We start from the raw sequence: 13,353 nt of genomic DNA, 5'->3' as shown, positions 1-13,353 counted from the left end.
CGTCAGTTTGGGGATGCCGCAGCTCCCCGCCCCCGACTATCCCGCCGAGGTCAGGGCCCGGCTCGAAGCGGACGCCAAGGAGGTGATCGCCCGCTACCCCGGCGCGCGCTCCGCGCTGCTGCCGCTGCTGCACCTCGTCCAGGCGGAGGAAGGGCACGTCACCCGCACCGGCGTCCGCTTCTGCGCCGAGATGCTGGACCTGACGACGGCGGAGGTCACGGCGGTCGCCACCTTCTACTCCATGTACCGGCGCGGGCCCGGCGGCGACTACCAGGTCGGGGTGTGCACCAACACCCTGTGCGCGGTGATGGGCGGCGACGCGATCTTCGAGACGCTCCAGAAGCACCTGGGCGTCGGCAACGGCGGGACCACCGAGGACGGCAAGGTCACGCTGGAGCACATCGAGTGCAACGCGGCCTGCGACTTCGCGCCCGTGGTGATGGTCAACTGGGAGTTCTTCGACAACCAGACGCCGGACAGCGCCAAGCGGCTCGTGGACGACCTGCGGGAAGGCCGGACCGTCGCGCCGACCCGGGGCGCGCCGCTGTGCACGTACAAGGAGACGGCCCGCATCCTCGCCGGGTTCCCGGACCGGCGGCCGGGCGCGGTCGAGGCGACCGGCGGCGCCGGGCCCGCCTCGCTGGTGGGGCTGCGGCTGGCCAAGGGCGAGGCCGTACCGGGCGCGGGCCCGGCCGCCGACCACGTCGTACCGCAGCGGGGCGCGGACCCCGCCGAAGCCGAGGGCGAGCGCGCCGGACGGGCCCCGGGCGAAGCACCGGCCACCCACCCCAGCTCACACGACGCGCCGCGTGACACCTCGGCCTCCGACCCTTCGCACCCGGCCGGGCCGACCGCCGAGGAGGGGGAGTGATGACCGTGGCAGCCGAGGTCAGCAAGGCCAACCCGGAGAAACTGCTCGCACCCGTACTGTCCGCCTTCTGGGACCAGCCGGACTCCTGGACGCTGGAGACCTACCTCCGGCACGACGGTTACGAGGGCATGCGCAAGGCCCTCGCGATGCCGCCGGACGACGTGATCGCGTACGTCAAGGACGCCGGACTGCGCGGCCGCGGCGGCGCCGGCTTCCCCACCGGGATGAAGTGGCAGTTCATCCCGCAGGGCGACGGCAAGCCGCACTACCTCGTCGTCAACGCCGACGAGTCCGAGCCGGGCACCTGCAAGGACATCCCGCTGCTCTTCGCCAATCCGCACTCCCTCCTCGAAGGCATCGTCATCGCGTGTCACGCGATCCGGTCGCACCACGCCTTCATCTACCTGCGCGGTGAAGTCGTACCCGTCCTGCGGCGGTTGCACGAGGCCGTACGGGAGGCGTACGACGCGGGCTATCTCGGCCGCGACATCCTCGGCTCGGGCCTGGACCTGGACGTCGTCGTGCACGCGGGCGCGGGCGCGTACATCTGCGGCGAGGAGACCGCGCTGCTGGACTCCCTGGAGGGCCGTCGCGGACAGCCCCGGCTGCGTCCTCCCTTCCCGGCGGTGGCGGGCCTGTACGCCTGCCCCACTGTCGTGAACAACGTCGAGTCCATCGCCTCGGTTCCCGCCATCATGAACAAGGGCAAGGACTGGTTCAGGACGATGGGCAGCGAGAAGTCCCCGGGCTTCACGCTGTACTCGCTCAGCGGCCACGTCACCAACCCCGGCCAGTACGAGGCCCCGCTGGGCATCACCCTGCGCCAGCTCCTCGACATGAGCGGCGGCATCCGGCCGGGCCACCGGCTGAAGTTCTGGACGCCCGGCGGCTCCTCCACCCCGATGTTCACCGACGAACACCTCGACGTGCCGCTCGACTACGAAGGCGTCGGCGCCGCGGGCTCGATGCTCGGCACCAAGGCGCTCCAGTGCTTCGACGAGACCACCTGCGTCGTACGGGCCGTCACCCGCTGGACGGAGTTCTACGCGCACGAGTCCTGCGGCAAGTGCACCCCCTGCCGCGAAGGCACCTACTGGCTCGTCCAGTTGCTGCGCGACATCGAGGCGGGCAAGGGCCGCATGAGCGACCTCGACAAGCTCCACGACATCGCCGACAACATCAACGGCAAGTCCTTCTGCGCACTGGGCGACGGCGCCGCTTCACCGATCTTCTCCTCGCTGAAGTACTTCCGCGCCGAGTACGAGCAGCACATCACCGGCAAGGGCTGCCCCTTCGACCCCGCCAGGTCGACCGCCTGGGCCGACACCGACGCTCACCTGGGGGTGAACGCATGACCGTCACCAGCGACGCCCCCACCGGGGCGGGCGGGGCGGCCGTACCGCCCGAAGACCTCGTCACGCTGACGATCGACGGCATCGAGATCTCCGTCCCCAAGGGGACGCTGGTCATCCGGGCCGCCGAACTCCTCGGCATCGAGATCCCGCGCTTCTGCGACCACCCGCTGCTGGACCCGGCCGGCGCCTGCCGCCAGTGCATCGTGGAGGTGGAGGGCCAGCGCAAGCCGATGGCCTCCTGCACCATCACCTGCACCGACGGCATGGTGGTCAAGTCGCAGCTCACCTCGCCGGTCGCCGAGAAGGCGCAGCGCGGCGTGATGGAACTGCTGCTGATCAACCACCCGCTGGACTGCCCGGTCTGCGACAAGGGCGGCGAGTGCCCGCTCCAGAACCAGGCGATGTCCGCCGGACAGGCCGACACCCGCTTCGAGGGCCAGAAGCGCACCTTCGAGAAGCCGGTGCCGATCTCGAAGCAGGTGCTGCTGGACCGTGAGCGGTGCGTGCTGTGCGCGCGCTGCACCCGCTTCTCCAACCAGGTCGCGGGCGACCCGATGATCGAACTGATCGAGCGGGGCGCGCTCCAGCAGGTCGGTACGGGCGAGGGCGACCCGTTCCAGTCGTACTTCTCCGGCAACACCATCCAGATCTGCCCGGTCGGCGCGCTGACCTCGGCCGCGTACCGCTTCCGGTCGCGCCCCTTCGACCTGGTGTCCTCGCCGAGCGTCTGCGAACACTGCGCGGGCGGCTGCGCGACCCGTACGGACCACCGGCGCGGCAAGGTCATGCGGCGGCTGGCCGCCGAGGACCCCGAGGTCAATGAGGAGTGGATCTGCGACAAGGGGCGCTTCGCCTTCCGGTACGCGCAGCAGCGCGACCGGCTGGAGCACCCGATGGTGCGGGACGCGCAGACCGGCGAACTGGTGACGGCGAGCTGGCCGGAGGCCCTGGAGGCGGCGGCGCGCGGGCTGGGCGCCGCCAGGGGCCGGACCGGCGTGCTGACCGGCGGCCGGCTGACTGTCGAGGACGCGTACGCCTACGCCAAGTTCGCGCGGGTCGCCCTCGACACCAACGACATCGACTTCCGGGCGCGGGCGCACAGCGCCGAGGAGGCCGACTTCCTGGCGGCGCGGGTCGCCGGACGGGGCCGTGACCTGGACGACGACGGGGCCGGGGTCACGTACGAGGCCCTGGAGAAGGCGCCCGCCGTCCTCCTTGCCGGTATCGAGGCGGAGGAGGAGGCGCCCGGCGTCTTCCTGCGGCTGCGCAAGGCCCACCGCAAGCGCGGCCAGCGCACCTTCGGGCTCGCGCCGTACGCGACGCGCGGCCTGGTCAAGGCGGGCGGCACGCTGCTGCCCGCCGCGCCCGGCACGGAGACGGAGTGGCTGGACGCGCTGGCCGGCCATGAGGCAGCAGGCGCGGAGCGCCTTCCCGTGGAGGGTGGGGGCGGGCGACGGGCGGGCGGACTCGAAGGCCCGGGCCGCAGCGCGGCCGAGGCGCTGCGCAGCGCCGGTTCGGTGATCGTCGTCGGCGAGCGGCTGGCCGCGGTGCCGGGCGCGCTGACGGCGGCCGTACGGGCCGCCGCCGCGAGCGGTGCCCGGCTGGTGTGGATTCCCCGGCGGGCCGGTGAGCGCGGCGCCGTCGAGGCCGGCGCGCTGCCGGGACTGCTGCCGGGCGGCCGTCCGGCGACCGACCCGCGCGCCCGTGAGGAGGTCGCCGCCGCCTGGGACGTCGCCGGTCTGCCGCAGCGGCACGGCCGGGACACCGGGCAGATCGTCGCCGCCGCGGCCGCCGGGGAACTGAGCGCCCTGCTGGTGGCGGGCGTCGATCCGGCGGACCTGCCGGATCCGGCGCGGGCCCTGGAGGCGCTGGACGCGGTGGGCTTCCTGGTGAGCCTGGAGCAGCGCCCGTCGGCCGTGACGGAGCGGGCGGACGTCGTGCTGCCGGTCGCGGCGGCCGTCGAGAAGTCCGGCACCTTCCTCAACTGGGAGGGCCGGGCGCGGCTGTTCGAGGCCGCGCTCAAACCGGACCAGATGACCCGGCGGCACCTGCTGCCGGACGCCCGGGTGCTGCACATGCTCGCCGACGCGATGGACGTCCGCCTGGCGCTGCCCGACGTACGGGCGGTGCGGCGGGAGATGACCGCGCTGGGAGCGTGGGGCGGCACGTACGCCGCCGACCCCGCGGAGACCGGGCGCGCGCTGCCGCGTCCCGAGCCCGGCGAGGCCGTGCTGGCGGGCCACAAGCTGCTGCTCGACCAGGGGCGGATGCAGGAGGGCGACGAGGCGCTGGCCGGTACGCGGCACGCGGCCGTCGCCCGGATGTCGCCGGTCACCGCCGAGGAGACCGGCGTCAAGGACGGCGACCTGCTGGCGGTCACCGGGCCCGCCGGGTCCGTACGGCTGCCGCTGGCGGTCACCCCGATGCCCGACCGGGTGGTGTGGCTGCCGCTGAACTCGGTGGGCGGCGGGGTGGCGGCCGACACCGGGGCGCGTCCGGGGGAGTTGGTGAAGGTGGCGCCGGTGGCCGGGGCAGGTGCGCCGTCCGGTGCGGCCGGTACGCCCGGTGCGGCGTCCGGCCCGGTCGAGGAGGTGGACGCGTGATGCGGGAACTGGCCCTGACCGGCCTTCCGCTGGCCCAGGAAGACCTGTCGATGTTCGGCCGCGACCCGTGGTGGCTGGTCGTGGTCAAGGCGGTCTTCTGCTTCGCGTTCCTCATGCTGACCGTGCTCTTCTCGATCGTCTGGGAACGCAAGGTCGTCGCGTGGATGCAGCTGCGCATCGGCCCCAACCGGCACGGCCCCTGGGGCATGCTCCAGTCCCTCGCGGACGGCATCAAGCTGATGCTCAAGGAGGACCTGGTCGTCAAGCGGGCCGACAAGGCGGTGTACGTGCTCGCGCCGGTCGTGGCGGCCGTACCGGCCTTCATGGCCGTCGCGGTGATCCCCTTCGGCCCGGCCGGCAACGAGATCTCGATCTTCGGCCAGCGCACCACGATGCAGCTGACCGACCTGCCGATCGGCGTGCTGTACATCCTGGCCACCGCCTCCGTCGGCATCTACGGCATCGTGCTGGCGGGCTGGTCCTCCGGCTCGACGTACCCGCTGCTCGGCGGCCTGCGCTCGTGCGCGCAGATGATCTCGTACGAGATCGCGATGGGCATGTCCTTCGCGGCGGTCTTCCTCTACTCGGGGTCGATGTCGACCTCGGCGATCGTGGAGTCGCAGCAGGACCGGTGGTACGTGCTGCTGCTGCCGGTCTCCTTCATCATCTACATCGTCGCCATGGTGGGCGAGACCAACCGGGCGCCGTTCGACATGCCGGAGTCCGAGGGCGACCTGGTCGGCGGCTTCAACACCGAGTACTCGTCGATCAAGTTCGCGATGTTCATGCTCGCCGAGTACATCAACATGGTGACCGTCTCGGCGGTCGCGGTGACCCTCTTCCTGGGCGGCTGGAAGGCCCCGTACCCGGTCAGCAGCTTCTGGGAAGGCGCCAACCACGGCTGGTGGCCGCTGCTCTGGTTCGTCATCAAGGTGCAGCTGCTGCTGTTCTTCTTCATCTGGCTGCGCGGCACGCTGCCCCGTGTGCGCTACGACCAGTTCATGAAGCTGGGGTGGAAGGTCCTCATCCCGGTCTCGATGGTCTGGCTGATGCTGGTCGCGACCGTACGGGCCCTGAAGAACGAGGGGTACGACTTCCAGCGGATCGTGATGTTCGTGGGCGGCGCGGCCATCGCCGTCCTGCTGATCTCGCTCGTCGCGGACTTCTTCCGGCGGGGCGAGAAGGAGGAGCCGGACCAAGAGCCGGCGTTCGACCCCATGGCGGGCGGCTTCCCCGTACCGCCGCTGCCCGGACAGACCCTGCCACCCGTGCCGCGACGGCGGCCCCGGCGTGAGCGGGAGTTGATTGTCAGTGGTGGGGTGGACACTGTCAGTGACGGAATCGGCAAGGACGGAAAGGGGGGCGACGGTGCCTGACTTCCAGAACCCCGTGGCCGGCTTCGGCGTGACCTTCAAGGCCATGTTCAAGAAGCGGCTCACCGAGCAGTATCCGGAGGAGAAGAAACCGACGGCGCCGCGCTTCCACGGCCGCCACCAGCTCAACCGGCACCCCGACGGGCTGGAGAAGTGCGTCGGCTGCGAGCTGTGCGCCTGGGCCTGCCCGGCCGACGCGATCTACGTCGAGGGCGCCGACAACACCGACGAGGAGCGCTACAGCCCCGGCGAGCGCTACGGCCGCGTCTACCAGATCAACTACCTGCGCTGCATCCTGTGCGGCCTGTGCGTGGAGGCGTGCCCCACCCGCGCGCTGACCATGACCAACGAATACGAACTCGCCGACCGGTCCCGCGCATCGCTCATCTACACCAAGGAGGAGCTGCTCGCGGGGCTGGAGGAGACCATGGTCGACAGCCCGCACGCGATCTTCCCCGGCATGACGGAGAAGGACTACTACCGCGGCCTGGTCACGGAAGCCGCGCCGGGCACGGTGCGTCAGGTGGCCGTGTCCAAGGGCGAGACGGCCGAAGGGGAGGGCGGCGCGGACACCGCGGCGCCCCAGGAGGCCGCGGCCACCTTCGGTCCCGACGAGCCCGCCGCCGGGGAGGTGACCCGGTGACGACGACCTCCCTGGCCGCCGCGGCGTCCACCGGCGAGGCGGTGCAGTTCTGGATCCTCGGCACGGTCGCGGTGATCGGCGCGCTGTGCACGATCCTCATGCGGCGCGCCGTGCACAGCGCCCTGTCGCTCGCCGGCACCATGATCGTCCTGGCGGTGTTCTACCTCGCCAACGGCGCGTACTTCCTCGGCATCGTGCAGATCGTCGTCTACACGGGCGCGATCATGATGCTCTTCCTCTTCGTCGTCATGCTCGTCGGCGTCACGGCGGCCGACTCCCTCAAGGAGACGCTCAAGGGCCAGCGCTGGCTGGCCGCCGCCTGCGGTCTCGGCTTCGGCATCCTGCTGATCGCCGGTATCGGCAACGCCTCGCTCCGGCACTTCAACGGCCTCGGCGAGGCCAACGCCGGAGGCAATGTGCAGGGCCTGGCGGCGCTGATCTTCACCAAGTACGTCTTCGCCTTCGAGGTCACCGGCGCACTGCTGATCACGGCGGCGGTCGGCGCGATGGTGCTGACGCACCGCGAGCGTACGGAGCGCGAGAAGACGCAGCGCGAGCAGTCCGAGGCCCGTATCCGCGAGGGCAAGCAGATCCCTCCGCTGCCCGCCCCGGGGGTGTACGCCCGGCACAACGCCGTGGACGTCCCCGGTCTGCTCCCCGACGGCACGCCGTCCGAGCTGACCGTCAACCCGACGCTGCGCGAGCGCGGACAGATCCGCGACGTCTCCGGCGCGGCGCTGGACGAGTTGAAGGCGCTGGAGCAGCGCTCCGAAGAGCGGCTGGGCCGCAGCGAGGAGGCGAAGCGGTGAACCCGGTCAACTACCTCTATCTCGCCGCCCTGTTGTTCACCATCGGCGCGGCCGGGGTGCTGATCAGGCGGAACGCCATCGTGGTGTTCATGTGCATCGAGCTGATGCTCAACGCCTGCAACCTCGCCTTCGTGGTCTTCTCGCGGATGCACGGAAATCTGGACGGGCAGATCATCGCGTTCTTCACGATGGTCGTCGCCGCGGCCGAGGTCGTGGTGGGCCTGGCGATCATCGTGTCCATCTTCCGTACCCGCCACACGGCCTCGGTCGACGACGCCAGCCTGATGAAGCTGTAAGGGGTCGTACACGTGGAGAACTTGATCGCCCTGCTCGTCGCGGCCCCCCTGGCCGGCGCGGCCCTGCTGCTGTGCGGCGGCAGGAGACTGGACCGGGCCGGCCACTGGATCGGCACGCTGCTCGCGCTGGGGTCCTTCGCCTTGGCCGTCCCCCTGTTCACGGAGCTGCTGGGCCGCGACGCCGAGCACCGCACCCTGCACCAGCACCTGTTCAGCTGGATTCCGGTGGGCGGCTTCCAGGCGGACGTGGCCTTCCAGCTCGACCAGCTGTCCATGACCTTCGTCCTGCTGATCACCGGTGTCGGATCGCTGATCCACATCTACTCGATCGGCTACATGGAGCACGACGAGCGGCGCCGCCGCTTCTTCGGCTACCTGAACCTCTTCCTCGCGGCCATGCTGCTGCTCGTCCTCGCCGACAACTACCTCCTGCTGTACGTCGGCTGGGAGGGCGTGGGTCTGGCCTCGTACCTGCTCATCGGCTTCTGGCAGCACAAGCCCAGCGCGGCCACGGCGGCGAAGAAGGCCTTCCTGGTCAACCGCGTCGGTGACGTCGGCCTGTCCATCGCCATCATGCTGATGTTCACCACCTTCGGGACGTTCGCGTTCGGACCGGTGCTGGGTGCGGCGGGCGAGACGTCCGAAGGCAAGCTGACCGCCATCGGCGTGATGCTGCTGCTCGCCGCCTGCGGCAAGTCGGCGCAGGTCCCGCTCCAGTCCTGGCTGGGCGACGCGATGGAGGGCCCGACCCCGGTCTCCGCCCTGATCCACGCGGCGACCATGGTGACCGCCGGCGTCTACCTGATCACCCGCTCCGGCGCGATCTTCAACGGGGCGCCGGACGCGCAGACCGCCGTCGTGGTGGTCGGCGCGGTGACGCTGCTGTTCGGCGCCATCGTCGGTTGCGCGAAGGACGACATCAAGAAGGCCCTGGCGGGCTCGACGATGTCGCAGATCGGCTACATGATCCTGGCCGCCGGGCTCGGCCCGATCGGCTACGCCTTCGCCATCATGCACCTGGTCACCCACGGCTTCTTCAAGGCGGGCCTCTTCCTCGGCGCCGGCTCGGTGATGCACGGGATGAACGACGAGGTGGACATGCGCCGCTACGGCGGCCTGCGCAAGTACATGCCGGTCACCTTCATCACCTTCGGCCTCGGCTACCTGGCGATCATCGGTTTCCCCGGTCTGTCCGGCTTCTTCTCCAAGGACAAGATCATCGAGGCGGCGTTCGCCAAGGGCGGCACGGAAGGCTGGATCCTCGGCGGCGCGGCCCTGCTGGGCGCCGCGATCACCGCGTTCTACATGACTCGGGTGATGCTGATGACGTTCTTCGGCGAGGAGCGCTGGCGCAAGGCGCCGACCCCGTCGCCCGCCGAACCGTCGGTGGAGCCCGCGGCCGAAACGAGGGGCGAGTACACCCCGCCGCACCCGCACGAGTCGCCCAGGTCCATGACGATCCCGATGATCCTGCTGGCCGTCGGATCGGTCTTCGCGGGCGGACTGTTCAGCATCAACGAGGCGTTCGTGACCTGGCTGGAGCCGGTCACCTCCGTCGACCACGGGCACCCGCCGCTGAGCGCCTCGGCGATCACCACGGCCACCATCGTGGTGATGGTCCTCGGTGTCGGGCTGGCCTGTCTCCAGTACGGGCGCAAGCCGGTCCCCGCCGTCGCCCCGCGCGGCTCGCTGCTCACCCGGGCCGCCCGCCGCGACCTGCTCCAGGACGACTTCAACCATGTCGTGCTGGTGCGCGGCGGCGGCGAGCTGACCCGCGCCCTGGTCCAGCTGGACCACTCCGTCGTGGACGGCGCGGTCAACGGCACGGCGGCGTCGATGGGCGGCCTCTCCGGCCGGCTGCGCCAGGCGCAGAACGGCTTCGCCCGCTCGTACGCGGTACAGATGTTGGGCGGTGCGGCCGTGCTGATCGCCGTGACCCTGCTGATGAGGGGTGTCTGAGCCATGTCGTTTCCCCTTCTGACGGCCACCGCGGCGGTCCCGGCGATCGGCGCGATCGCCACCGCCGCGGTGCCCGCCGCCCGGCGCACCGCCGCCAAGTGGCTGGCGCTGCTCTTCTCGCTGGCCACCCTGGTGCTGGCCGCGGTGGTCGCGGTCCGCTTCGAGGCGGGGGCGAAGGGCCCGTTCCAGCTGACCGAATCGCACTCCTGGATCAGGGACTTCGGGGTCCGCTACGAGCTCGGCGTGGACGGCATCGCGGTGGCGCTGATCGCGCTGACCGCGCTGCTGATCCCGTTCGTGATCCTGGCGGGCTGGCACGACGCCGATCCCCTGGAAGCCCCGGCGCCCAACCGGCGGTGGCGGCCCACCCAGGGCTTCTTCGCGCTGATTCTCGCCGTCGAGGCGATGGTGGTCATCTCCTTCGAGGCCACCGACGTCTTCCTCTTCTACCTCTTCTTCGAAGCCATGCTCATCCCGATGTACTTCCTCATCGGCGGCTTCGGGGACCGGGCCGGGGCGGACGGCGAGGAGCGCAGCGCGAAGCTGCGTTCGCAGGCCGCCGTGAAGTTCCTGCTCTACAACCTGGCCGGCGGCCTGATCATGCTGGCCGCGGTGATCGGGCTGTACGCGGCCACCGCCGACCAGCTCGGCAGCGGCACCTTCTCCCTGACGGAGATCGTCCAGGCCCGGGCCGACGGCAAGCTGGAGCTGGGCACCGGCACGGAACGGCTGCTGTTCCTCGGCTTCTTCTTCGCCTTCGCGGTGAAGGCGCCGCTGTGGCCGCTGCACACCTGGCTGCCCGGCGCGATGGGCGAGTCCACGGCGCCGGTGGCCGTCCTGATCACCGCGGTGGTCGACAAGGTCGGCACTTTCGCGATGCTGCGCTTCTGCCTCCAGCTCTTCCCGGAGGCCAGCAGCTGGGCGACGCCGGTGATCCTCGTCCTCGCGCTGATCAGCATCCTGTACGGCGCGCTGCTCGCGGTCGGCCAGCGGGACATCAAGCGCCTGGTGGCGTACGCGTCCATCTCCCATTTCGGCTTCATCATCATGGGCATCTTCGCGATGACGAGCCAGGGCCAGGGCGGCGCGACGCTCTACATGGTCAACCACGGCATCTCGACGGCGGCGCTGATGCTGGTCGCCGGGTTCCTGATCTCGCGGCGCGGCTCCCGGCTGATCGCCGACTACGGCGGGGTGCAGAAGGTCGCGCCGGTGCTGGCCGGCACCTTCCTGGTCGGCGGCCTGGCGACGCTGTCCCTGCCGGGCCTGGCGCCGTTCGTCAGCGAATTCCTGGTGCTGGTCGGCACGTTCAGCCGCTACCCGGCCGTGGGCATCGTGGCCACCGTCGGCATCGTGCTCGCCGCGCTGTACGTCCTGGTCCTCTACCAGCGGACGATGACCGGCCCGGTGAAGGCCGAGGTGCGGACGATGCCCGACCTCAAGGCGCGGGAGCTGGCGGTCGTCGCCCCGCTGATCGCGCTGCTGCTCTTCCTCGGTGTCTACCCCAAGCCGCTGACGGACCTCGTCAACCCGGCGGTCGACCACACCCTGTCCGTCGTCGACCGGCACGATCCCCGCCCCGACGTAGCCGTGAAGGCAGATGCGGAGGCCGCGAAGTGAGTTCCGTGGCGAGCGTCCACAGCCTGTGGACCATTGCGGCCGAGGCACCGGCCAAGATCCCGGCGCCGAAGATCGAGTATGCCCAGCTGGCCCCGGCGCTGATCGTCCTGGGTGCCGCGGTCGTCGGCGCCGTCCTGGAGGCGTTCCTGCCGCGGCGCAGCCGCTACCACGCCCAGCTGCTGCTGTCCGTGCTCGCGCTGGCCGCCGGGTTCGCGGCCGTGGTGGGCCTGGCGGCGGGCGGCTTCGGCACCACCAAGGCGAAGATCACGGCGATGGGCGCCATCGCCGTGGACGGTCCGGCGCTCTTCCTCCAGGGCACCATCCTGCTGGTGGCGCTGGTCGCCACGTTCACCTTCGCCGAGCGCCGGCTCGATCCGGCCGCGCACGGCAAAAAGGTGGACTCCTTCGTGGCGCAGGCCGCCGCGGTGCCCGGCGGGGAGGCCGAGAAGGCCGCGGTCAAGGCCGGGTTCACCACCACCGAGGTGTTCCCGATCGCGCTGTTCGCGGTCGGCGGGATGCTGGTCTTCCCCGCCGCCAACGACCTGCTCACCCTCTTCATCGCGCTGGAGGTCTTCTCCCTCCCGCTGTACATCCTGTGCGCGCTGGCCCGCCGCCAGCGGCTGCTGTCGCAGGAGGCCGCGGTGAAGTACTTCCTGCTCGGCGCGTTCTCCTCGGCGTTCCTGCTGTTCGGCATCGCCCTGCTGTACGGGTACGCGGGCACCGTCACGTACTCCGGCATCGCGCGGGTCGTCAGCGACGGCGCCAAGCAGATCGACCCGGCGCTGGCCGACACCATGGGCAATGACGCGCTGCTGCTGATCGGCGCGGCGCTGGTGCTCATGGGGCTGCTCTTCAAGGTCGGCGCGGTGCCGTTCCACATGTGGACGCCGGACGTCTACCAGGGCGCGCCGACCCCGGTGACCGGGTTCATGGCGGCGGCCACCAAGGTCGCCGCGTTCGGCGCGCTGCTGCGGCTGCTGTACGTGGTCCTGCCGGGGCTGAGCTGGGACTGGCGGCCGGTCATGTGGGGCGTCGCGATCGTCACGATGCTGGGCGGCGCGATCGTCGCGATCACCCAGACCGACATCAAGCGGCTGCTGGCCTACAGCTCCATCGCACACGCCGGGTTCATCCTGGCCGGTGTGATCGCCACCAGCAAGGACGGCATCTCGTCCGTCCTGTTCTACCTGGCGGCGTACTCCTTCGTGACGCTCGGCGCGTTCGCGGTGGTCACGCTGGTGCGGGACGCGGGCGGCGAGGCGACGCAGCTGGCGAAGTGGGCGGGGCTGGGACGGCGCTCGCCGCTGACGGCGGCGGTCTTCGCGGTCTTCCTGCTGGCCTTCGCCGGAATCCCGCTGACCTCGGGCTTCACCGGGAAGTTCGCGGTGTTCAAGGCGGCGGCGGAGAGCGGCGCGGGCTGGCTGGTCGTGGTCGGTGTCGTCTCGTCCGCCATCGCCGCGTTCTTCTACATCCGCGTCATCGTGCTGATGTTCTTCAACGAGCCGAAGGCGGACGGGCCGACCGTGGCGGTGCCCAGCCCGCTGACCATGACGGCCATCGCGGTCGGTGTCGTGGTCACGCTGGTCCTGGGCCTGGCCCCGCAGTATTTCCTCGACCTGGCGGGCCAGGCGGGGGTGTTCGTGCGCTGAGTGGTGCCGAGCCGGCCGGACGCACGGCGCACGGTCCACGGCCGCCGTCCGGTATCCCCGCGGGGATACCGGACGGCGGCCGTTGCGCCACTCGGGCGAAGGGGACCGGCGCGGCCTGAAGCACGTACGAGGAGGGCCGGCCGGAGTACACAAGGCGCGGGTCGGCGCGGGGGAG

General features: G+C 71.0%; 10 protein-coding genes. All 10 read left to right on the top strand.

Annotated elements, in window-relative coordinates; all coding sequences use genetic code 11:
• Window positions 1–13 precede the first annotated feature (13 nt).
• From nuoE to nuoN, 10 genes are read left to right on the top strand one after another with little or no spacing between them, the layout of a single operon-like run.
• Entirely contained in the window at window positions 14–871 is an 858-nt protein-coding gene (gene nuoE, locus JXZ78_RS26025) for an NADH-quinone oxidoreductase subunit NuoE (RefSeq protein ID WP_050502748.1), read from the top strand.
• Window positions 871–2,226 carry an NADH-quinone oxidoreductase subunit NuoF gene (nuoF, locus tag JXZ78_RS26020; protein ID WP_030022232.1) on the top strand — a complete coding sequence of 452 codons (1,356 nt, stop codon included), beginning with the start codon at window positions 871–873 and terminating at the stop codon, window positions 2,224–2,226. The genes nuoE and nuoF overlap by 1 nt, the downstream gene beginning before the upstream one ends.
• Window positions 2,223–4,829 (top strand): NADH-quinone oxidoreductase subunit G, encoded by a 2,607-nt coding sequence (locus JXZ78_RS26015; protein ID WP_030022230.1) that lies wholly within the window; start codon window positions 2,223–2,225, stop codon window positions 4,827–4,829. Before nuoF ends, JXZ78_RS26015 begins: the two co-directional genes overlap by 4 nt.
• Complete coding sequence (nuoH, locus tag JXZ78_RS26010; RefSeq protein ID WP_030022229.1) at window positions 4,829–6,205, top strand: NADH-quinone oxidoreductase subunit NuoH; 1,377 nt, start codon at window positions 4,829–4,831, stop codon at window positions 6,203–6,205. Before JXZ78_RS26015 ends, nuoH begins: the two co-directional genes overlap by 1 nt.
• Window positions 6,198–6,845, top strand: coding sequence for an NADH-quinone oxidoreductase subunit NuoI (gene nuoI / locus JXZ78_RS26005; RefSeq protein WP_030022227.1), 648 nt, complete (start codon window positions 6,198–6,200; stop codon window positions 6,843–6,845). Before nuoH ends, nuoI begins: the two co-directional genes overlap by 8 nt.
• A complete protein-coding gene (locus tag JXZ78_RS26000) occupies window positions 6,842–7,654 on the top strand; it encodes an NADH-quinone oxidoreductase subunit J (RefSeq protein ID WP_030022224.1) in 813 nt (270 codons plus the stop codon). The genes nuoI and JXZ78_RS26000 overlap by 4 nt, the downstream gene beginning before the upstream one ends.
• Entirely contained in the window at window positions 7,651–7,950 is a 300-nt protein-coding gene (gene nuoK / locus JXZ78_RS25995; protein ID WP_030022223.1) for an NADH-quinone oxidoreductase subunit NuoK, read from the top strand. Before JXZ78_RS26000 ends, nuoK begins: the two co-directional genes overlap by 4 nt.
• Window positions 7,951–7,962: 12 nt before the next feature.
• Window positions 7,963–9,909: an NADH-quinone oxidoreductase subunit L gene (gene nuoL / locus JXZ78_RS25990; protein WP_030022222.1), complete on the top strand. Its 1,947-nt coding sequence runs from the start codon at window positions 7,963–7,965 to the stop codon at window positions 9,907–9,909.
• Between the two features lie 3 nt (window positions 9,910–9,912).
• A complete protein-coding gene (locus JXZ78_RS25985; RefSeq protein WP_030022221.1) occupies window positions 9,913–11,529 on the top strand; it encodes an NADH-quinone oxidoreductase subunit M in 1,617 nt (538 codons plus the stop codon).
• Window positions 11,526–13,178, top strand: a complete 1,653-nt coding sequence (gene nuoN, locus JXZ78_RS25980; protein ID WP_030022220.1) for an NADH-quinone oxidoreductase subunit NuoN — start codon at window positions 11,526–11,528, stop codon at window positions 13,176–13,178. The genes JXZ78_RS25985 and nuoN overlap by 4 nt, the downstream gene beginning before the upstream one ends.
• Window positions 13,179–13,353 lie beyond the last annotated feature (175 nt).

Source organism: Streptomyces monomycini, assembly GCF_022271435.1.
Classification (GTDB): domain Bacteria; phylum Actinomycetota; class Actinomycetes; order Streptomycetales; family Streptomycetaceae; genus Streptomyces; species Streptomyces monomycini.
Note: the sequence above shows the minus strand (reverse complement) of the source record. Positions and strands in the feature narration are given on the sequence as shown.

What these genes read in the sequence shown, in the direction of transcription:
- JXZ78_RS25985 (WP_030022221.1), top strand. Translation starts at nt 9,913, where the DNA reads ATGTCGTTTCCCCTTCTGACGGCCACCGCGGCGGTCCCGGCGATCGGC.
- nuoE (WP_050502748.1), top strand. Translation starts at nt 14, where the DNA reads ATGCCGCAGCTCCCCGCCCCCGACTATCCCGCCGAGGTCAGGGCCCGG.
- JXZ78_RS26015 (WP_030022230.1), top strand. Translation starts at nt 2,223, where the DNA reads ATGACCGTCACCAGCGACGCCCCCACCGGGGCGGGCGGGGCGGCCGTA.
- nuoH (WP_030022229.1), top strand. Translation starts at nt 4,829, where the DNA reads ATGCGGGAACTGGCCCTGACCGGCCTTCCGCTGGCCCAGGAAGACCTG.
- nuoF (WP_030022232.1), top strand. Translation starts at nt 871, where the DNA reads ATGACCGTGGCAGCCGAGGTCAGCAAGGCCAACCCGGAGAAACTGCTC.